The sequence below is a fragment of the Dickeya fangzhongdai genome (assembly GCF_002812485.1).
Lineage (GTDB): Bacteria > Pseudomonadota > Gammaproteobacteria > Enterobacterales > Enterobacteriaceae > Dickeya > Dickeya fangzhongdai.
In genome coordinates this window covers 4,432,648-4,453,330 of sequence record NZ_CP025003.1, presented here as the reverse complement: position 1 = coordinate 4,453,330, position 20,683 = coordinate 4,432,648, and the positions used below count along the sequence as shown (strand labels likewise).

Sequence of the window (20,683 nt, the reverse complement as noted above, 5' to 3'; positions counted from 1 at the left end):
CAGTCTGACTGAAAACCACGGAAGCCATCGCTTGCCGTGGTTTTCTTTTTGCAGAGGGGTTACAGCCCGCCAGCAGTGCGGGTTGAGGTGGCGGCGTTACGCCCGACGATCTGCACCGAATCCATCTGTACCTGGAACGGCGGGAACGGCATCACCAGATGGTGTTCGCGGTAGCTTTCCAGAATCAGCTGGTGCAGTTCGTGGCGCAGCGGCATGCGGTGGCCCATTTCCGCGGCGAAGATACGCAGTTCGAAAATCTGGATGCCCTGACGCAGGTCCACCAGAAATACTTCCGGCGGCGGGTTATCCAGCACCAGCGAGCAGCGTTTCACCGCGTCCAGCAGCAGCGTGGTGACCTCCTGCGTACTGGCGTCGGCGGGCGCCGGGATGGTCAGCACTACGCGGGTGACCGAATCGGACAGCGACCAGTTGATGAACTGCTCGGTGATGAACGCCTTGTTGGGCACGATGATCTCTTTGCGGTCCCAGTCGGAAATCGTGGTGGCGCGGGTATTGATGCGCATCACGCTGCCGGTCAGATCGCGGATGGTCACGGTATCGCCGATGCGGATCGGTTTTTCGAACAGAATGATCAGGCCGGAGATGAAGTTGGCGAAGATCTCCTGTAAGCCGAACCCCAGCCCCACGCCAAGTGCCGCCACCAGCCACTGTAATTTTGACCATTCGATGCCGATCAGCGAGAACCCCATCAGCCCGCCCACCAGCATCAGCAGGTATTTGCTGACGGTGATAATGGCGTAGCCGGTGCCGGGCGACAGCTCGATATGCTGCAGCACCGCCAGCTCCAGCAGCGCGGGCAGGTTGCGTACCAGCTGCGCGGTGATGACAAACACCAGCAGCGCGATCAACACCGAGCCGAGGGTAATCGGCTGTATGCTCTCTACGCCTTTCACCGTGCTGGTGACGTCCCACAGGCTGATATTTTCCATAAACGCGAAAGCGGAATGGATTTCCGACCACAGCGCAATCACCGACACCAGCGCAATCAGCGTCAGGATGGAGCGCACCAGTTTCAGCGAGCGGGCGCTGATGGCGTCCAGATCCACCACCGGTTCTTCCACCACGTCGACGCCGGCTTCGTGCGACGACGGGTTGGTGTCTTCCTCGCCGCGGGCGCGTTGCGCCAGCATGTCCGCCCGGCGCTGTCTGGCGCGGTCAAAGGCGATGCGGCGGCGTTGAATCCACATCCAGCGGCGAATGATGTGATAAATCACCAGCAGGAAGAACCAGATGGCGACCGAGGTTTCCAGCCGCGCCAGCAGCGCCTGCGAGGTGGTCAGGTAGCCCAGACAGGATGCCAGCGCGGCAATCAGCGGGATGCAGATCATCAGATTCCACATCGCGCGGTTCACCGGGTTTTCGCCGGATCCTTCCTTATCCAGATACAACGGAATACCGGCGCGTTTCAGGCTGGTGGTTACCAGACTGAGCGCCATACACAGCAGAATAAAGCACAACCGCCCCAGCGTGCTGGAAAACTCCCGGTCGTTGAGGTTATCAAAGGTGATCAGCGCCATTACCAGCGGTACGATAAAGCCGATGGACAGGCGGTAGTAACGCATGGCGCGCGCCACCTGTTTCGGCGACCAGCCGAAATGCACGATGAACAGCCCCTGACGGTGGGAAAACGCGGCGCAGACCATCACCACCCACATCAGCGGCACCGTGGCGGTCACGCTATCGCCGATCGCCACCGCCACCGGGTAGGGCCAGGCGTTTTGCAGGCCATAACCGAGCGCGGCCCACAGCACCGGCAGCGGCATCGCCACCATCACCGACCAGAACACGGTACGCAGCGTCAGCATGAAATAGTCGAGGGTGACTTTGCCCACCCGGCTGCTGGCGCGCTCCAGAAAAGCATGATAATGACGACGCGAGCTGATGCTGAGTCCGACCAGCAGCAACGCGCCCAGCAGCGGCAACAGCGTGCTCTGGCTGGTCGCCATCATCAGCATCGCGCCGCTAAGTTGGGTAAAGGTATCCAGCGACAGCAGGCGCGACAGGTCGCGCAGCAGGTTGAGCGGGTAGGCGAAACCGATCGGGTCGACATCCGCCACCCAGAACAGATAGCGATGCGCCGCATCGCGGATCTCGGTCAGCGCGTCCTCCAGCTGGCTGCTGGCGACTTTCAGCTTGGTCAGTTCCAGAATCTGAGTGTCGCAACCGGAAATCAGCGACGTGAGCAGATCGCGCTGGGTGCGTTGCTGATCGTTGACGATCTTTTGCTGGGCGGCGGTTAACGGGGTGCCGTCGTCCTGCCGGGCGGGTTCGCCGGCCGCCGACAGTTTGTTGAGCAGGTCTTCGTAATGCAGACGCTGGGCGCGCAGTTGCGCCATGTCGCCGTCCAGTTGTTGAGGCTTGGGCATTTCCGGCAGTCGCGCCACCTGCGCGCGCAGGGTTTCCCCCAGCGCCGGCGACGAGCCGAGCCACTGCGCCTGTTCGCGCAGCGTGCTCAGCGCCTGACGTACCTGTAGCGTTTGGGCGGCGGTCTGGCGCTGACGGGCGGCGATCTGATCCATGCGCTGCGCCTGCTGGTTGAGCGCCACGGAGAGTTCGCGGTTGGTTTGCAGCAGGCCGGCGACCGCCGCAGGCAGTTGGCCTTCCTGTTCCGCCAGTTGCTCGGTACGCTCCAGCGCCTGCTCCGCCTCGCGCTGGCGCAAGGTGTTCAGCGTGCTGCGCAACAGCTGCAGTTGACTGTCCAGCCGGTCACGCCGCTTTTTGTAGACATCCGCCTGCAGGCGCGACAGTTCCTGACGGTTGCTGGCGGAAAGCTGCGCCAGCTCCAGCTCTTCCACCCGGCTTTTACGCAGCGCCGCTTCGGCCTGCAATGCGGCCAACTGAGCCTGTCCGAGCGTGGTGGGCGGGTTGCCCAGCGCCTGCAGACGCCGTTCGACTTCGCTCAGCGCGCGGTTGGCTTCGGTTTGCTGTTGCGGCAGTTGGGCCAGCGAATCGCTGATTTCCCGCTGGCGGTCCTGCTCCTGTTGCAACTGGCGGCCTTGCTCCAGCAACTGGCTGCTGAACTGGACAATCTGTTGTTCCAGCTCGTTGACCGATGTCGTTTTCGGCGGCGCGGCCGGTTTGGCGTTTTCGGCATCCAACTGCTGGCGCAGTTCGCGGGTCAATTTGGGAAAGTCGTCAATCGCGCGCTGGTACTGGTCGGCACGCTGGCGGGTGTCCCGGCGTTCGTCCAGCAGCCGCAGCGCCGACTGTAACTCTTTGACGATATCGGCCTGCGCCGGGGTGTTCTTGTTGGCTTCGGCCTGTTGCAGCTCCTGCTTCAGTTGCGTTTCGTCAGGCAACTGGGCGGCCAGCGACGTGGTTGATAACAGGCATCCCAACAGGAAAATCAGAATCAGACGCACGGCTGGCCTCCTCAGGCGGGTTGATGGGGTCAGGGGGTATCGCTGTCGTTGGCGGCATTCATGCGCGCCAAAACGTCCTCATCCAGCGCTTCGGCCATGGCTTCACCCATGCGAGTGGCGCTTTGGCTGGCCAGTCCGGGCATCAATTGCACCCGGTCTTTCGCAAACAGGTTAATCACCGTGGAGCCGAGTTTGAAGCGGCCCATCTCGTCGCCTTTCTCCAGAATTACCGCGCCTTCGCCTTCCATCGGATAGGCCCAGCGTTTGATGATGCCTTCGCGCGGAGGGGTTACCACCCCCGCCCAGACGGTTTCGATGCTGCCGACGATGGTGGCGCCGACCAGAATCTGCACCATCGGACCGAACGGCGTATCGAACAGGCAGATCACGCGTTCGTTGCGGGCAAACAGGTTCGGTACGTTGGCGGCGGTCAGTGGATTGACCGAAAACAGGTCGCCCGGCACGTAAATCATATCGCGCAAAATGCCGTCGCACGGCATGTGGACGCGGTGGTAATCGCGCGGGGAGAGATAGGTGGTGACAAACAGACCGTCACGGAACAGGTCGGCGATAATGTAGTTGCCGGCCAGCAGCGCTTCCAGCGTGTAGTCGTGCTGTTTGGCCTGCAGGATCCGGTCGTCGTCAATGGTGCCCAACTGGGAGATGGTGCCGTCGGCGGGCAACACCAGCCGGTTCGGCAGCGGGTCTACCGGGCGGATGCCGGGTTTCAGCGGGCGCACAAAGAAGTCGTTGAACGAGCGGTAGGATGCGGTATCCGGTTGCTGCGCTTCCTGCATGTTGACTTTGTAGATGCGGGCAAACAGGTCAATCACCAGTTTGGTGAGCATGCCGGCCTGACGGTCGGCTCCCCAGCCAGCCAGTTGCGTCAGCCAGACCTTCGGGAGCAGATGTTGTAGAGCAATCTTGATTCTGTCCAGCACAGTGAGCCTCGTCGTTTTTTTAAGGGTACGCCGTAAAAAGGGGCGCATTGTAGCGGTGGATACGATAAATGTCAGTTATCCGGAGCAGAAAAGGATTTACGCGTTTTTACCTGCGCCATGCTCTCAAGGATACGGTGATAATTGTCGAAACGCTCTGGTGCTATCTCCCCGCGTTCCAGCGCGGCGCGAATGGCGCAGCCGGGGTCGGTGTCGTGTTTGCAGTCGCGGAATTTGCAACTGCCCAGGTATTCGCGGAACTCGATAAAACCGCGCGTCACCTGTTCCGGATCCAGATGCCACAGCCCGAATTCGCGCACGCCCGGCGAGTCGATGACATCGCCGCCGTGCGGGAAATGGTACAGACGAGCGGCGGTGGTGGTGTGCTGGCCCAGTCCGGAAGCGTCGGATACGTCGTTGACCAGAATTTGGGCGTCGTCAAGGTAGAGCAGTGCGTTGAGCAGGCTCGATTTACCGACGCCGGACTGCCCGGCAAAGATGCTGACGCGGCCGGTTAGCGCGGCTTCCAGCTCGGCGACGCCCTGCTGGGTGTGGCTGGACATCATCAACACCCGGTAGTGCAGCGCGCGATAGATATCCATCACCTCTTCCACAAACGCCCGGCCTTCGTCATCCAGCAGATCGGTTTTGTTGAGCACGATCAGCGGCTCGATTTCCAGCGTTTCGCAGGCCACCAGATAACGATCGATAATATTGAGCGACAGCTCCGGCAGAATGGCGGAGACAATCACAATCTGATCGATGTTGGCGGCAATGGGTTTGAGACCGTCATAGTAGTCCGGGCGGGTCAACACCGACTGACGCGGATGCACCGCCTCGACGATGCCGCTGATGCCGGCCAGCGTTTCGTTGCCGGCGCGCCAGACCACCCGATCGCCGGTGACCAGCGAGTGGATGGTTCGGCGAATGTTGCAGCGGTGCAGCTCGCCGTTCGGCGCTTCCACATCGGCGTGCATGCCGAAACGACTGATGATGACGCCTTCCTGCGGTTCGCTCAGTTGGCTGTCATCCCACTCGACCTTGCTGTCGGCATGTTTCAGGCGGCGCTGATGGTTGGCGCTGACCCGCCGTTGCTGACCTTTTGACAGTTTCTTTTTACTCACGCGGTCTCTCTTGGTTCGGCGCTTATCGCCGGTGGCGATGGAAGCGACTATAATACACGCTATTTTATTTTAATTAACCGCCGCCAGCGGGCCTGTCAGCCTGCCGCCGGCGAAATTTTCAGCAACGGCGACACGGGAAAGGCGACGATGGTAAATGAAAACAACCTGATCTGGATCGATTTGGAAATGACGGGGCTGGATCCCGAGCGGGACCGGATCATCGAGATCGCAACACTGGTGACCGATGCCAACCTGAACGTACTGGCGGAAGGCCCGACGCTGGCGGTGCATCAGCCGGACAGCCAACTGGCGCTGATGGATGACTGGAACGTGCGCACCCACACCGCCAGCGGGCTGGTGGATCGGGTCAAAGCCAGCGCCTTTGACGAAAGCGCCGCGGAACGGGAAACCATCGCATTCCTGCAGCAGTGGGTGCCGGCGGGCAAATCGCCGATTTGCGGCAACAGCATCGGGCAGGATCGCCGCTTTCTGTTCCGTTACATGCCGGAACTGGAAGCCTACTTCCACTATCGTTATCTGGACGTCAGCACGCTCAAAGAACTGGCGCGCCGCTGGAAGCCGGAGATGCTGGCCGGATTCAAAAAGCGCAACACCCATCAGGCGCTGGACGATATCCGCGAATCGGTAGCGGAACTGGCTTACTACCGTGAGCACTTTATCCAGCTGTAATGGCATCCTCCACGAGGAAACCAGGAAAATCGCCCGGTTCTGCGGGCATTTTCAGCGTATTGATGATTTTGTCGGCACTTGAACGACATTTTTCGTCAGGGGGGTTGCGGGAAAAAACGTTTCTCGTATAATGCGCTCCCCGTAACGACAGAAAGTAGTGCGACGTTACGCCACACCCTGCGGGAATAGCTCAGTTGGTAGAGCACGACCTTGCCAAGGTCGGGGTCGCGAGTTCGAGTCTCGTTTCCCGCTCCAAATTCAGTTGTGCAGATGAATGTCTGCATGATGCAGAAAACCACCGAAAGGTGGTTTTTTTGTTTCTGCCGTTCGTTATAGCAAACCCGCCGACTGATTCTTACCAACACGATTTTCCCACCGCTTTTTCCCACGAGCGGGTCTTCCCTGATTCCTGTCCTCGCCCTTCCTGCAATCGGCGTGTCAGCAGCGTGCCTGACGGGGAAACCCCGACATCCGCGTTCTTCCCCTTATCCGCTTTACACCGCTTCGATAAGAAAACCATTGCGAACTGACAAGGTGCGGTGTGGCATGCCTGACGTCGGGCGGTTCGATTAACAACGTATAAAAATGACTTCTTAATAAAAAAATCAGCATATAAAAAACGCTTGTTCGTTTTAGTGGTATTGTATAGTCTTTAAAAAAACAAATGTGATGCCAATGTGAACGAAAAGGAGGATGGTGTGAACGCTAAGCCCTCATCCACGCAGCCGAGAAGGACACTCTTGGGGTGCTTTCTGGCAGCGGCGGAAAAGTATCCCGACCGCATCGCCGTCAAAGATCGCGAAACACGTCTCACCTACCAGGCCATGAAGGGCTTGATCCTCAATATCGCCAGCGCGTTGCGTGAATTGCAGGTGGTGCCGGGTAACCGCGTCGCCGTCGAACTTACCCCTTCCAAAGAGCTGATCGCGGCATTGCTCGCCGTGCAATATGTCGGGGCTGCTTATGTTCCTCTGGATAAGAAGGCGCCGCTGGAAAGAAACCAACTGATCGTGAATGACGCCAGGCCCGCTTTGATTATTTCCGATAGCGACATGACTCCTCATCGGGATGTCAAAAATGTGCACATACAGGCTTTGACGTCTGCTTCTGCTTCATCCGACATATACGATCAGTCACGGCTCGAAAACACGGCTTATATCATCTACACCTCAGGTACCACAGGAAAACCCAAAGGTGTGCCGATTACCCACGGCAATCTTGAAGCATTATTTTCCGCTACCGCCGCTATTTATAATTTCAACCAACAAGACGCAACGCTGTTGTATCACTCCTATGCATTTGACTTTTCAGTATGGGAAATATGGTCGGTTCTGGGTTATGGCGGAAAGTTGGTTATACCTGACGATGAAACCAGAATTGTTCCGGATGCTCTGGCCAGACTAATTAAAGAAGAAAATATTACGTTATTAAATCAAACACCCACCGCATTTTCTGTGAATGCCGATAAACTCTGCCAATTTAAACCAGACGAACTCTCGCTACGTTGCATTATTTTTGGTGGGGAACGATTGAATTTCCAAACGCTGAAACGTTGGCATAATCATTTTGGATTACATTCCCCCATGCTGGTGAATATGTACGGCATCACCGAAACGACGGTGCATACCAGTTGGCACATTGTCAGCGACGCCGATTTAATCAACCCCAACTCCAATATTGGGCGAGTGCTGCCAGATTTTCATTACATTATTAGACCTATCGGAAACGAGCCTTCCGCAGAGGAAGGTGGTGAGCTTCTGTTATCCGGTCCACAGGTTACTCATGGATACCTGAATATAAACAACGACGAAAGCCGAAAATTTATCTGGCTGGAAACAGAGGGTGTATCGCGAAGATATTATTGTTCCGGTGATGTGGTAAAGCATAACCATGACGGTGAACTGCTCTATCTTGGTCGATGCGACGACCAGGTGAAAATTAATGGATTCAGGATTGAAACTGGCGAAATCGAATCTGTCCTGGCACAGATAGACGACATTGACGACATTTCAGTGCTGGCGGCAAAGACCGAAATGCATGGTCATCACTTGATCTGTTTCTTTACCACTTCATCGAAGATTGCAGAAGGTGATGTAAAGGAGAAGTTGAAGTCTCTGGCCCGACTCGCTTTGCCTGTATATATGCGTCCGATGCGTTACAGGCGAGTCGACGTGATGCCAAAAACGGTAAACGGAAAGGTTGATAAAAAATTAATTTTGCATTCAATGGAGTAAATCATGACTGTCACTGATGCTTTAAATTCCCAAGACCATATCCAGAATAAAACAGCCCAGAAGGAAAAAGCACTAGAGCAATATTTACTGTGGCTGAGCGATATCCTGGAGCAGTCGGTTAAACCCGGCGATAACTTTCTCGACGCAGGCGGTCACTCGATGATTGCTATTTCGTTAAATGAAAGGGTTAAAAAAGAATTCGGACTTACGCTATCAATGGAGCGTTTATATAACACGACATTAAAAGACGTTTTCTTTGCAGCCAAATAGTTCCCTAACAGAGGATATGTAAAATGAGTAAGACATTACACCTGACAGAAGAACAATTGGATGGCTTTCATCGCAACGGTTATATCGGCCCGTTAACTATTTATACTCCGGATGAAATGAATGAAATCTGGAATAAAGTGCGTCGCCAATTACCTGACCGGAGTAACGCCGCCTATCCATCCGACTCCTACAGCGCGGCTACAAACATCTCCAATTATGATCGTCATCTGGATGTTGAACTCCTTAGCCGGCATATTACCAATCCACGTATCGTCGCCCCTGTTTCCGATATTCTGGGCAAGGATGTGCTGTGCTGGCGGACCGAGTTTTTCCCAAAATATCCGGGGGATGAGGGGACTGACTGGCATCAGGCCGACACCTTCGCCAACGCCAGCGGCAAGCCGCAGATTCTATGGCCCGGCGAAACGGAAGATCGCTTCGGCAAGGGAACGCTTACCGTCTGGACGGCCTTTACCGACGCCACGATTGAAAATGGCTGTCTTGAAATCATGCCCGGCACGCACCACAAGATGAATTACGACGAAACCAAGTCGATGGCATATCAGACAGATATTATCAATAACCGCGCGAAAGAGGGTAAAAGCCGGGGGTTCTTTGGCTATGACTACCGCGAACTGCAAATCGAGCCGGACTGGAAACCAGACGAAAGCAAAGCGGTTCCATTGGTAATGAAGGCGGGCCAATGCGTTATCTTCTGGTCCACGCTGATGCACGCTTCCTATCCCAACTCGTCCAAAAAAGACTTCCGTATGGGGTTTGCCACGCGCTATGCGCCAAGCGTTGTCGATATCTATCCCGATACCGACGTCGTGCAGGAGTACGGCGGCAGTATTCCGCTCGATAAGTTTGGGTGCGTTATTGTTTCAGGCCGGAGCCTCAACGGAAGAAACCGTATCGCTTCAAATAACCTGCTCGGGCAACCCTTCACTCCCCTGACTGAAACCCTATAAAAAGGAGCCCCCAAATGATTCAAATTCAACGCTATCTGGATGATACCTACTGCTTTTCTGCAACAAGCGAGGTCATTGCCGCCGGCACTGATGAGTTTGGAACATGGCTAGCCCTGAAGGAGAACATTTTTCACCCGCAGGGCGGGGGGCAGCCCGCAGATACGGGGTGGGTCAATGACATCCCCGTTAGCGTCCGCAAAGATGCGTCCGGTCTGGTGGTCGTTTATCCGCAATCTCCACTCAAGTCCGCTGAGTCGGACCTGTTGGAGTCCAGGTTATCCGCGTCCGAACGTATGCGAAATGCTGCGTTGCATACCGCCGGGCATTTGCTGAACTGGGAAATGCGTCGGTATGGATGGATGGCGACTGCCGGGCACCATTTCCCCGGGGAGTCTCGCGTCGTTTTTTCCCCTATGGGTTCCAGCGCGGTACTGGTTGATCGCTTGCCGCTTGAGGATATCGAAGCCGGCATCAGCTCACGTCTGAGGGATGGCGGCGAGGTCAAGATATGGCTGGAGGGGGATACCCGCTACTCTCTGATTCACGATACCGAAGCGATGCCTTGTGGCGGAACGCACGTGGATAACCTCAGTAAGATCGCCGATTTCTCGATCAAATCGGCCAAATTCAAGAAAAACCAGCTGCGTATCAGTTATGACGCCAGCCATACCGCCCCGAGGAATGACAATGTCTAATGAGACGACCCTGCAACTTTCACGCTCACGACTGTATCTGGTGGATTTGGGATTACTGGCGGTCGCCCTGTCATGGGGCGCAAGTTACTCATTGATGCAGATGATCATTCATGCGGGGGTGGCTGTTCCTTTGTTCCTGATGCTGCGCTTTGCCCTGGCTGTTCCTTTTATGTTCATTGGCACTCGCATCCGCTTGCGCGATTTTACACGCGGCGAAGTGGTTAATGGTGTGATTTTCGGTGCCTTGCTCTACGCCATTTTGACGCTCGAAACGCTTGGCGTGAAGCATACTACCGCTGCCAATGCGGGTTTTCTGATTGCACTGTCGGTGGTTCTGGTTCCCTTTTATGAACGGGTGCTGGGCAAGCGCAGACAGAGCAAGCTCATCTATTTTACCTGTTTCCTGTCATTGGCTGGCGGCGGGTTGATAAGCTTTTCCAATGGTGGGCAAGTCGGCTTTAACCTCGGTGACTGGCTTGTGTTGCTGGCGGCATTAATTCGCGGATTCCAGATATTCATGTTTGGCAGGCAGACGGCCGGCAAACCCTATTCGCTGATCAATATCACGCTGGTCGAACTGCTGACCGTCGCCGTGCTTGGCTTGTCGTTTGTCTATGTTTCCGATCCGGAGTCTATGCGTACTATCCCCAGCATTTCCCTTGATATCTGGGGCTATATTCTCTTTCTGAGCCTGCTGGCGACGGCATTTGCATTCCTGATGCAACTCTATGCGGCGAAGCTCACCAGTCCGACTCGGGTTGGGCTCATTTTGTCGCTGGAGCCCGCTTTTGCCGCATTTTTTGCTGTCTCCATTATGGGCGAGGTGATTGGGGTCTGGCAGGGCATCGGTGGAGCAGTCATCGTTTTTGCTGCGTTGGTAGGGCGTGTGCTTGAGGGTAAACGCTATGAATGAGCCCCAGCATCACATGGTTCTGTTTCATCATGCCGGCGGTAACGCCTCGGCTATGAACGCGATTGCCCGGCGTTTTTCGCCACAGTTCGACACCATGCTGATGGAAATGCCGGGGCGCGGCCGGCGCCGTCAGGAAGAACTGATGCGTGACGCCGGGCGTATCGTGGATGACTTTGCCTCGCGCATTCCCCCTCAGGGCCGGCTCATCCTGGTTGGACACAGCCTGGGCGCCTATATGGCCTATTTGCTGGCCGGCTACTGCCGGAGCAGAACGCCGGATCGGGATATCGTACTGGTGGCGATGTCTAACGACCCTATCCATTGCCGCAGGCGCTTTCCGTGGCAGGAGCTTAACCCGGAGTCGCAGCAAGCGATATGGCATTTTGCGACCCAACTCGGGGAACTTCCTGACTGGTTGACGCAAGACGACGTGTTACGTCAGCAGTTTATTCAGGTGCTGGCTGCCGATTTGGACGTTGCCAATTCCATTCAGCCCGAAAGCACTTGTCCGCTGGAGGATGTGCCGTTGTTAGTGATCTACGGAGAGGACGACCCGTATCTTCCCTTTGCTCCTTCTCGCTGGTGTGAATGTACCAGCGGTATTTATCGTATGGAGAGTGTGCCGGGAGGGCATTTTATTCAATCGGAGCAGGAGCAAGATATTTACGACATCATTCTTCGCTTTATTGCAGACGTCGATACGAAAGGAAAGGATAGCTGAAGAATATATGTCAATTGGGGGCGGCGGCGCCCCGTTTGACTAAACCTGAATAGCGTTAGACATGACCACGGTCGCACTGACCGCACTATCTGTGCATATATAAGAGTGAGTGATGTTTCCGGAAAAACAGTAAAAATCGCCCGCTTTAAGCACGATGCTTTCGTCATCGGCAAGCTTGAGCATTAATGAGCCTGAATGCACCAGAATATGCTCGTGTGTTCCAGATGCATGTGGCGGGCTATTGATAATGACGCCGGGGTTCATTTGCAAATGCCATATTTCAGCGATATTGCCCAGCCCAATACGGAATTTCATCTTTTGGGCGTATTCCCCTTGCATTGGAATACCTTTTTCCATGTAAGGATAAGCGCTGGTATTAACGGCAAGCAGATCGCTTAGAGGAACTCGCAGGGCGCTGGCAATCGCATCCAACGTATCGACTCGTGGGTTCGAGTGACCAGACTCTAGCTTGGACAACGCGGCTTTTGACACGCCTGATAACCTGGAAAGATCATTAAGAGAAATATTTCTGGTCATTCTTAATTGTTTGATTTTGTTTCCAATATTAATGGATGTTGTTTCTGCTTTATCGTGATGTTGGGACGTGTTCATCAACAAACCAAATGAGTTATCAGACAAGGCGCCCAGTCTAGCAGATCCAGATAGAAAGGTGATTGTTTTGTTTAGGAGCGGACTATATCGGTATACCGAACCCGGAACGATACCCAGATCAAACACTGTTGGCTTAATTGAGGTAATATCAACATGATTCATGAAAATGAATACATAAAAGTTATATTCTATATCGCATTATTTCTGAGCATTCCGGGGCCGACCAACACTTTGCTTCTTTGTTCTGGTTATACCCAAGGTTTTATTAAAAGCATAAAGCTGATTTTATCAGAATGGCTCGGATATCTATTGGCAGTCTCTGCATGGGGGCTGTTGTTTACTTATCTGGCACAACATGGAAATCTGGTGCTGAGCGTCATTAAATTGTTCTCGGCCTGTTATGTCGTTTATTTGGCGATCAAAGTGTGGCGGTTTTCGCTTCATCAAATTAGCGGCAATATCACTTTCGGCACGGTCTTTATCACGACCTTACTCAACCCCAAGGCCTTTTTATTCGCCGATTCCATCATTCCTCCGTCGGCTTTCATATATCAAGACAGTTATATTCAAGCGATGTTCGCTCTGCTGTTGGCATTGCTTCCCATTTCTTTTATATGGACCTACGCCGGCACGCTGATTAGTCTCAACGACGCTTCAAGTCAGCGCAGGCTAAAGCCAACGCTGTTTTATCGCGGCGCTTCGCTCGTCATCTCTCTTTTCGCTGCATCGATGTTTTATAAATCGGCGTCAACGATGTTTTAGTGCAAGGATCGCAGCAGCCCATTATTGCGCTGTTGTCGATCGCCACGACAAATTCATAATCGGGTCTTTGCCTCTCATCGGGTTTAACAAAAGCGTTAATCAACAAGGCAGCACCGACAACCCCATGGCGGCCATAGCGGTAATATCGGCCTGCAAATCAGCGGACTGTTCCGGATACGTGATGCCGATAGCGGGCGGCAAGCGGTGATTCAAGCCCAAAACACGCTCGACCTGATTGACGGCACTGATGGCGGTCATATGGGTCTGACCCAGCGTGTCTTTAACCAGAATTCTTTGTGTACCGGTATTTTCCTCTATTTCCACGATGAATTCGTGCGAGGCCCCCGGCCCCGGTTTATTCCCACGTTGCTGCTGTTTAAGCATGGGAAGCTGGCCTCGCGGCAAATGGGCGCCCTGACGCTATCGGAGCTTAAGCAATGGCTACAGTCTGAGGGCATCGCCCTGGAAAACCTGCCGGCCGCATCGCTTCGAACCGACGCGCCCTGGCCTGCGTTTTACGGTGACCCGCCATTACACGCCTTTCTGGCGCAGCGACTGAGACAGCATGCCGCCTCAGGGGCGGTGGTGCGCGCTTCCACACCGTATTGGGCGGACGAGCGCGGGACGATTTCCGCCACGCTGGCGCACCATGAATCCATGACGGTGTTTGAGCGTGTGACCGGACTGCCGACCGCTTTCGCCGTGATTCTGGAGTCGGCGCCGTTCCTGACGCCGGAACAGGCCGAGGCACTGTTTGAGGTGTTGACGCCGGACAAGGACATCTGGGCGGTGCCGCTGCAATGGGTGCGCTTTTTGTTGAGCGATGCCTGCCAGCCCTGGTCTGACTGGCTGCGGGCGCCGCAGTTGGATGCCTTGCGTAAACAGTGGCTGGCGCTGACCGACCGCTATTTATCGGGACAGGCGGTGTCGGAACGCGACTGGGAGCCTTTCCGGCAATATACCTCCGCCTGGAAAGCCGAACAGGACGCGACGCAAGAGCTTGAGAATGCGCTGGTCGATATCCTCGCCGCGTTGTCGCCTGCCCCTGTCGCGGCTTCGGAAACATGGCAAACGCTACGGGATCCCATCAATGTCATTTTGTGGCAAATCGCGCAAATTGACGCGGGCTGGACGCCGGCGGAACGGGCCATGCCGGCAAAACGCGACCTCTGGTTCAAAGCGCAGGAAGACTTGATGTCTGATCAGGCGCCGACTAACGAGAAGTTCAACGCATGGCAGACGAAATGGCAGGAGGAAAACGCTGATTTCGCCGCCAAAGAGGAGGCGTTTTATCAAACGGTTGATGCCCGGCTTGCCGTGCTGGAACAACCGCTGCAAGCACACTTGTTGACGCTGTTACGCCAGTCGCCGCGTTTTTTGCCGCCTGAAGATCTCGACTGATTTTTCTCATCTCACGCGTTTTACTCTTGGGGAATGCGGCCTCTCATTGCTGAGAGGACCGCATAAAAGAGGAGGCGGCCTGATTGCTTTATCACTAATTTTTTTTACACGCTAACGTGTGTGAGCGCCGTGGAGCGATACCTTCATTAGTCGGTGACTGGGGTGAGCGAGGGCAGCCAACGCAGCGGTAACTTGAAGTATGATGGATATATGCCGTGATACCCGCGTCATAAACGTGTGACGGAAATAATCGACAGAACCGCGACCGATGGCGTTCAATGTGCCCTCGGTCGTTTTGTTTGCCCTGATGACTGATTTGATTCGCGTCTGATGGACGGACGGCGGATATATTTCTGTGGCTCAGCGATTCAGAGCCGATAACCTGTTAATAATTAAATTTATGCTACAACGAGATTAAGGCAGGCTGGTGTGAATAATTTCAGCAAATTCATGTTTTGTGATGCGTTGAAGGTGTTGGTTTTCTGTACTGCGGGATTCAGTGGAGCGAGCCAGGCCAGCGCTCCCGAACTTTCCCCGCTTCCCACTAGCGCGGGTCAGCCGCTTGCGACGGCAGACAATCAGGCGCGTGGGATGCTGGTGGCGGTGGATCAGGCGACGATTTCCAGCGATCTGGCCGGGCGCATTGTGGAAATGCCGTTCAGGGAAGGGGAGTCATTCAAAAAAGGCGACCTGCTGGCGCGTTTTGACTGTGCCATCTATCAGGCGCAGTTGGCGGCGTCTCAGGCGGCGATGCGCGCGGCGGAAGCGGAACTGAGCCAGAACCAGCAACTGGCGCAACTGAAGTCGGTGGGAAAGCACGCGGTATCCTTGTCCGCCGCGCGTCTGGCGCAATCGCAGGCGGAAAGCCAGGTTTACCAGATTCAGGTTAATCGTTGCCGTATTCTGGCGCCGTTCGACGGTCAGGTGGTTAAGCGGCGCGCTCAGGCTTATGAAAGCGTCGCGCCGGGCGCGCCGGTGCTGGATATCGTCAACAACCGCCATCTGGAGATTAATCTGCTGGTGCCGTCCCGCTGGCTGTCGATGTTGAAACCCGGGCTGACCTTTACGTTTACGCCCGATGAAACCGGCACGCCGCTGCAGGCCAGCGTATCCAGACTGGGGGCGCGTATTGATGAAAGCAGCCAGACTCTCAGCCTGACCGGCGTCATCGAAACCAAAGACACTGCGTTGATGGCAGGAATGAGTGGCACAGCACATTTTCCGGAGAAACCGTGAGCAATACGCCCCCTGTTTCCGGCGAACGTATCTTCGCCCGCTTTCTGGACATCGAACGTCAGGCGCGCTCGGCGAACACGACCGAAGCGCTGGCTTATTGCATCGTTAACGACAGCCAGACGCTGTTTGGGTTTCGCCACGCCGCGCTGGTGATCAACGGCACGGTGCGGGCGGTGACTGGCGTGACTCAGCCGGCGCCGCATGCGCCCTTTGTCGCGTTTATCGAGCGAGCCGGCGCGCAGTTGCAGAACGCTCAGCAGCATGAGCAGTGTGCGGTGGTAACCGCAGCGTCGCTGGATCAACAAAGCCGTAATGACTGGCTGGCGTTGTCGGCGCCCGAAGTGCTGTGGGCGCCGCTGCAAGACCGTCAGGGACGCACATTTGGCGGCATCTGGTATGCCCGCGAGCAGCCCTGGCAGAGCGCCGAGCAATTGCTGGCGGAACAACTGGCTCATGCGTTTAGTCATGCCTGGCTGGCGCTGGAGCCGCAACCGGTCTGGCGGCGCACCCGCTGGCGGTGGAAACTGGCTATTCCCTGCCTGCTGCTCGTCGGGTGCCTGTTCATCCCGGTGCGTCAGTCAGTGCTTGCTCCGGCAGAGGTGATTCCGTTCAACGGGCGAGTAGTCGCCGCGCCGCTGGATGGCGTGATTCAGGCGTTTGCCGTTCAACCAAACCAGAGCGTGCGCAAAGGCGACTTGCTGGTGCGCTTTGACGATACCACCCTGAAAGCGCAGGCGGATGTTGCCGAACGGGCGTTGAATGTGGCGGAAGCGGAGTACCGCGCCAATTCGCAACGCGCTTTTCAGGACGCCGATTCCAAGGCGAAGCTGGATTTTCTGGCCGCACAGGTGGCGCAAAAGCGCGCCGAGCGTGATTACGCCAATGCCTTGTTGAGTCGCGCTGAAATTCGAGCAGAACGCGACGGCATCGCGGTGTTTGCCGAGGCCGAACGCTGGACCGGTAAACCGGTCCGTACCGGTGAACGATTGATGGAATTAGCCGATCCGGCATCGGTATCGCTGCGCATCGAACTGGATGTCGGCGATGCCATTCGACTGGAGCCGGATGCGCCGATCACCCTGTTTCTCGATAGCGATCCGGTGACGCCGCATGGCGCCCTGCTGGATCGCGTCGCTTACGAGTCGGAACAGACCCCGGCGGGCAACCTGGCTTACCGGCTGGATGCGCGTTTCACCGGCGAGCCGCCGCGCATCGGGCTACGCGGTACCGCTAAAGTTTCCGGCGAATATGTGCCGCTGGCGGTGTATCTGTTCCGGCGGCCGCTCGCCGTGTTGCGTCAATCGGTCGGTCTATGAGTGGTTTTCTGCCCGAACTGAGAACCGACCTGCAACTGGTGGAGTCCGCCACCGGTCTGGACGGCGCGCCGCAGTGGGTGCTGGCCGACCCGGTCACCGGGCGCTACTTTAAACTGGCGCCGTCGGCGATCCGTCTGTTGCGGCACTGGTCGCTGCGCCATCCCAAATGGGTGCTGGACGCCGCCAACCGCGAGCCCGGTTTGCCCTTGCAGGATAAAGAACTGGAACAACTGCTGCGGTTTCTGCGTAACCACGATCTGATTGCCGCCAGCGACCCGCTGCAACGGCAAGGCTATGCCATCAAGGCTGCGGCATTGCGGATCAGTCTGTGGAAAACCCTGCTGCATCAGTATCTGTTTTTCCGGATTCCATTATGGCGTCCGGACCCGGTGCTCAGCCGTTGCTGGCCCTGGCTGCAACGTTACGGCCGGCCGTTTCTGCGGATCGCGTTACCGCTAATACTGCTGCTGGGGGGATTTTTAGTCAGCCGGGACTGGGTCCGTTATATCCACTCTTTTCCCCATCTGTTCAGCCTGCAAGGGGCGGCCGCCTTCGGTGTGGCGCTGGTCGGCGCCAAATTCATCCATGAACTGGGGCATGCTTTTATGGCCAAACGCGCCGGTTGCCGGGTGCAAAACATGGGGGTGGCTTTTATCGTGCTGTTCCCGCTGTTTTATACCGATGTCAGCGACGCCTGGAAGCTCCGGGACCGCCACGCCCGGCTACTGATCAGCGCGGGCGGTATTCTGGCGGAGCTGATGCTGGCATGCGTCGCCCTGCTGGCGTGGTCGCTGCTGCCTGACGGACCGATACGCACCGCTGCTTTCATGCTTTCCAGCGTAACCTGGATAACCACGCTGGCGGTTAACCTCAACCCGTTGATGCGTTTTGACGGGTACTTTCTGCTGAGCGACTTTTGGCGGGTGGAAAACCTGCAGGAGCGCGCGTATGCCCTGTGTCGCTGGCGGCTGCGCGAAGCGCTGTTTGGCTACGGCCGCCCGGCGCCGCAAACCTGGTCGCCCGCGATGCAACGCAAACTGCTGATCTGGGGATACGCCTCGTGGATATGGCGTTTCTTTCTGTTTTTCGGCATTGCGCTGGTGGTGTATCACTTTTTTATCAAGGTGGTCGGCATCGTCCTGATGCTGGTGGAAATTGGTTGGTTTATCGCGCTTCCAGTGGTTAAGGAAGCGCATATCTGGTGGTCCATGCGTAAAACTGCTCATCCTGTCAGCCTGTGGCGTTCGGGGTTGATTTTGGCGGCTGTGCTGCTGTTTCTGCTGTTTCCCTGGCGCGGCAGCGTCCGTATTCCGGCGGTATTGGAGGCTGAAAGCGTCAGCGTGCTTTACGCGCCCATTGCCGCACAGGTTAAAGCCTTGCATGTAACGGACGGCCAGCAGGTGAAAGCCGGCGAGGTGTTGCTGGAACTGACGTCGTCCGATCTGGATTATCGCATCAACATTGAACGCCAACAGATTGCGGTGTTGCAGCAAAAACGGCAGCGGGGCGCCGGGCGTCAGGAAACCGCCAGCGAAACCCAGGTGCTTGACAGGCAACTGGCCGAATCGTTGGCTCGTTATCGGGGACTGGATGCGCAGCGTCAGCGGTTGTCGATCACGGCGCCGCAGGCAGGGCAAATCAGAGATGTGGCGCGGGATATGACCGCAGGCCGCTGGCTGACCACCGACATGCCTTTGTTACGCGTCGTCGAGCAAGGGAGCGGAAAAGTACAAGGGTATTTGCCCGAAGACACGCTGAAACGGGCTCAGGTGGGCATGACCGGTGATTTTATCGCGGATGACCCGGCTTATCCCCGCATTGCGGTGCAGTTGAAAGACATAGCGCCAACCGGCGTGGCCTGGCTACAGCAAGAGATGCTGGCGTCCGATCGCCACGGCCCTATCGCCGTGCGCCGGGATCGGGACCATAACCCCCAACCGGTGCAGGCGCAGTATGGCGTCCGTTTTACGGTGCAGGACGGGCGGTTTTCGCCGCCGCAACAGCCGCTACGGGGCAGCGTCATTCTTGAAGGAGAAAAAGAATCCATCCTCGGTGCGGTATGGCGTCGGGTGGCGGCGCTGGGGATCCGGGAAAGCGGTTTCTGATGCGAATACGCCGGGAGGCTTCAGGGGATGTTCGTCATATTGGCTGTGGCCGTAAGGCGTTTGTCATCGTTGTAAGGTGAGGATTCGCTGTGATATGGCTCCGAACGGGTGCGGCCACACTATCTTATTCTAATTAAAACAAAAAAAATTGTTTTTTCTATTTATTTCATTTGAATGAAAAATGTAAAGTAGTGTTGTTTTTTTGTAGGGAATTTTTCTCTGGCTGAGCTATATTCCAGAGTAGTCATACAGATTTTACAGCGTCACCGTAGTCTTGTTATTTGATTTTCAATCCAAATTATAATGCTGGCTATTAATAACGTTAATTTATTAAACCAACTATTCCTCCAGGAGGGATGTGTATGAGGCATATTCAGCGTTTATTTGTAAAATCAGCCATCACTACTGCTATTGCCGTGAGCGCTTTTCTGCCCCAAAGTGCGGCAGCTTGTAATGACGAAGCCTACACCGGCACCGTGTGTTCTTTTGCCATGTCTTTTTGCCCGCGCGGCTGGCTTCCGGCCAACGGTCAGACTGTCCCTATCAATAGCTATCAGGCGTTGTACTCCCTGCTGGGATTCCAGTTCGGCGGCAACGGCTCAACCACCTTCGGGATACCTGATTTGCGTGGACGCTCGGCAGTCGGAACGGGTACCGGGCTCGGGTTACAGACCGTCACCCTCGGGCAGAAAATCGGTAATCCGGCGGTGAATGTTACCGTGCCTTTACCCGCGCATAACCACATCGCGGCCTTTACCGCAACCACCTCTACGACCACGGTAACGGTGCCGGAAAAAACCGGTACCGGGCTAACGGTAAGCGGCCAGACCATCACCAATACGCACAGCCTGACGGCAGCGACTTCCGGCCTGCTGAAGATTGCCGGGGGGGCGACTGTCGCCGGTAGCGCGCCGCTACCCACCAATGGCGCGATACTGGCCAAACCCGCGTTGGGGGCACCTAATATTTATAATCCTACGGCGGCTGCCGATACTACTATCGGGCCTAGCCAGACGCTTACCGGCCCGGTGAGCGGCACCATTACCTCGTCTATTAGCGGCGGTACGGTAACGGGTACGCCAACGATTCCGTCGTTCCCGATAACGATACCGACAGTCACTGGCGGAACAGTGGCGGTAAGCGTGACAGGGGTAGCGCAGCCGGTGGTTAACGTGGCGACCCAGTCGCCTTCGCAAGGGCTGACTGTTTGCATTATGGCCAATGGACTGTATCCACCGCGTCCTGATTGATGACTAACAGGATGGTTCGCGGGGCAATTATCTGAAAAAACAGACCAGTTCGGCATAACGCG

The 20,683-nt window shown here is 56.1% G+C and carries 18 protein-coding genes and 1 tRNA gene; 14 read left to right on the top strand and 5 right to left on the bottom strand.

All coding sequences use genetic code 11. The features are described 5' to 3' along the window. Positions 1 to 59: 59 nt before the first annotated feature. From mscM to rsgA, 3 genes are all read right to left on the bottom strand, one after another. The gene (mscM, locus tag CVE23_RS19900; RefSeq protein ID WP_100850225.1) at positions 60 to 3,383 is read right to left on the bottom strand and encodes a miniconductance mechanosensitive channel MscM; all 3,324 of its coding nucleotides are present in this window, start codon (positions 3,381 to 3,383) and stop codon (positions 60 to 62) included. A gap of 29 nt (positions 3,384 to 3,412) precedes the next feature. Beyond that, positions 3,413 to 4,324 (bottom strand): archaetidylserine decarboxylase, encoded by a 912-nt coding sequence (asd, locus tag CVE23_RS19895; RefSeq protein ID WP_049854771.1) that lies wholly within the window; start codon positions 4,322 to 4,324, stop codon positions 3,413 to 3,415. Positions 4,325 to 4,395: 71 nt separating this feature from the next. Further along, the gene (gene rsgA / locus CVE23_RS19890) at positions 4,396 to 5,445 is read right to left on the bottom strand and encodes a small ribosomal subunit biogenesis GTPase RsgA (protein ID WP_100850224.1); all 1,050 of its coding nucleotides are present in this window, start codon (positions 5,443 to 5,445) and stop codon (positions 4,396 to 4,398) included. 147 nt (positions 5,446 to 5,592) lie between these two features. Here rsgA and orn point away from each other — a divergent pair, with 147 nt between their 5' ends. The 8 genes from orn to CVE23_RS19850 all read left to right on the top strand — a co-directional run bounded on the left by orn (position 5,593) and on the right by CVE23_RS19850 (position 11,939). Beyond that, positions 5,593 to 6,135, top strand: a complete 543-nt coding sequence (gene orn, locus CVE23_RS19885; RefSeq protein ID WP_038920366.1) for an oligoribonuclease — start codon at positions 5,593 to 5,595, stop codon at positions 6,133 to 6,135. 179 nt (positions 6,136 to 6,314) lie between these two features. Further along, positions 6,315 to 6,390: transfer RNA gene (locus tag CVE23_RS19880), tRNA-Gly, on the top strand. Positions 6,391 to 6,833: 443 nt separating this feature from the next. Further along, positions 6,834 to 8,369, top strand: a complete 1,536-nt coding sequence (locus tag CVE23_RS19875; protein ID WP_167389559.1) for an amino acid adenylation domain-containing protein — start codon at positions 6,834 to 6,836, stop codon at positions 8,367 to 8,369. A gap of 3 nt (positions 8,370 to 8,372) precedes the next feature. Continuing rightward, positions 8,373 to 8,639, top strand: a complete 267-nt coding sequence (locus tag CVE23_RS19870; RefSeq protein WP_049842643.1) for an acyl carrier protein — start codon at positions 8,373 to 8,375, stop codon at positions 8,637 to 8,639. 23 nt (positions 8,640 to 8,662) lie between these two features. Beyond that, complete coding sequence (locus tag CVE23_RS19865; RefSeq protein ID WP_038920365.1) at positions 8,663 to 9,610, top strand: chlorinating enzyme; 948 nt, start codon at positions 8,663 to 8,665, stop codon at positions 9,608 to 9,610. A gap of 14 nt (positions 9,611 to 9,624) precedes the next feature. After that, complete coding sequence (locus CVE23_RS19860) at positions 9,625 to 10,305, top strand: serine-tRNA(Ala) deacylase AlaX (protein ID WP_049854768.1); 681 nt, start codon at positions 9,625 to 9,627, stop codon at positions 10,303 to 10,305. After that, positions 10,298 to 11,218, top strand: coding sequence for a DMT family transporter (locus CVE23_RS19855; RefSeq protein WP_038665208.1), 921 nt, complete (start codon positions 10,298 to 10,300; stop codon positions 11,216 to 11,218). The genes CVE23_RS19860 and CVE23_RS19855 overlap by 8 nt, the downstream gene beginning before the upstream one ends. Then, the gene (locus CVE23_RS19850; protein WP_100850222.1) at positions 11,211 to 11,939 is read left to right on the top strand and encodes a thioesterase II family protein; all 729 of its coding nucleotides are present in this window, start codon (positions 11,211 to 11,213) and stop codon (positions 11,937 to 11,939) included. The genes CVE23_RS19855 and CVE23_RS19850 overlap by 8 nt, the downstream gene beginning before the upstream one ends. 39 nt (positions 11,940 to 11,978) lie before the next feature. Here CVE23_RS19850 and CVE23_RS19845 read toward each other — a convergent pair whose 3' ends face one another. After that, positions 11,979 to 12,551, bottom strand: coding sequence for a helix-turn-helix domain-containing protein (locus tag CVE23_RS19845; protein WP_038921140.1), 573 nt, complete (start codon positions 12,549 to 12,551; stop codon positions 11,979 to 11,981). 153 nt (positions 12,552 to 12,704) lie between these two features. On the opposite strand from CVE23_RS19845, the gene CVE23_RS19840 reads away from it, so the two are divergent. Then, the gene (locus CVE23_RS19840) at positions 12,705 to 13,313 is read left to right on the top strand and encodes a LysE family translocator (protein WP_100850221.1); all 609 of its coding nucleotides are present in this window, start codon (positions 12,705 to 12,707) and stop codon (positions 13,311 to 13,313) included. A 99-nt stretch (positions 13,314 to 13,412) separates the two neighbouring features. Here the strand turns inward: CVE23_RS19840 and CVE23_RS22810 are convergent, their stop codons facing one another. Continuing rightward, on the bottom strand, positions 13,413 to 13,637 hold the full coding sequence (locus CVE23_RS22810; RefSeq protein WP_145958435.1) for a hypothetical protein: 225 nt from the start codon (positions 13,635 to 13,637) through the stop codon (positions 13,413 to 13,415). A gap of 9 nt (positions 13,638 to 13,646) precedes the next feature. Between CVE23_RS22810 and CVE23_RS19835 the strand changes: the two genes are divergently transcribed. From CVE23_RS19835 to CVE23_RS19815, 5 genes are all read left to right on the top strand, one after another. Then, positions 13,647 to 14,714: a YbbN family protein gene (locus tag CVE23_RS19835; RefSeq protein ID WP_145958434.1), complete on the top strand. Its 1,068-nt coding sequence runs from the start codon at positions 13,647 to 13,649 to the stop codon at positions 14,712 to 14,714. 429 nt (positions 14,715 to 15,143) lie between these two features. Continuing rightward, positions 15,144 to 15,950 (top strand): efflux RND transporter periplasmic adaptor subunit, encoded by an 807-nt coding sequence (locus tag CVE23_RS19830; RefSeq protein ID WP_038920360.1) that lies wholly within the window; start codon positions 15,144 to 15,146, stop codon positions 15,948 to 15,950. Continuing rightward, entirely contained in the window at positions 15,947 to 17,266 is a 1,320-nt protein-coding gene (locus CVE23_RS19825; RefSeq protein WP_038920359.1) for an efflux RND transporter periplasmic adaptor subunit, read from the top strand. The genes CVE23_RS19830 and CVE23_RS19825 overlap by 4 nt, the downstream gene beginning before the upstream one ends. Further along, positions 17,263 to 19,371 (top strand): site-2 protease family protein, encoded by a 2,109-nt coding sequence (locus CVE23_RS19820; protein WP_100850219.1) that lies wholly within the window; start codon positions 17,263 to 17,265, stop codon positions 19,369 to 19,371. The genes CVE23_RS19825 and CVE23_RS19820 overlap by 4 nt, the downstream gene beginning before the upstream one ends. 362 nt (positions 19,372 to 19,733) lie before the next feature. Beyond that, positions 19,734 to 20,621, top strand: a complete 888-nt coding sequence (locus CVE23_RS19815) for a phage tail protein (RefSeq protein ID WP_049854750.1) — start codon at positions 19,734 to 19,736, stop codon at positions 20,619 to 20,621. Positions 20,622 to 20,683 lie beyond the last annotated feature (62 nt).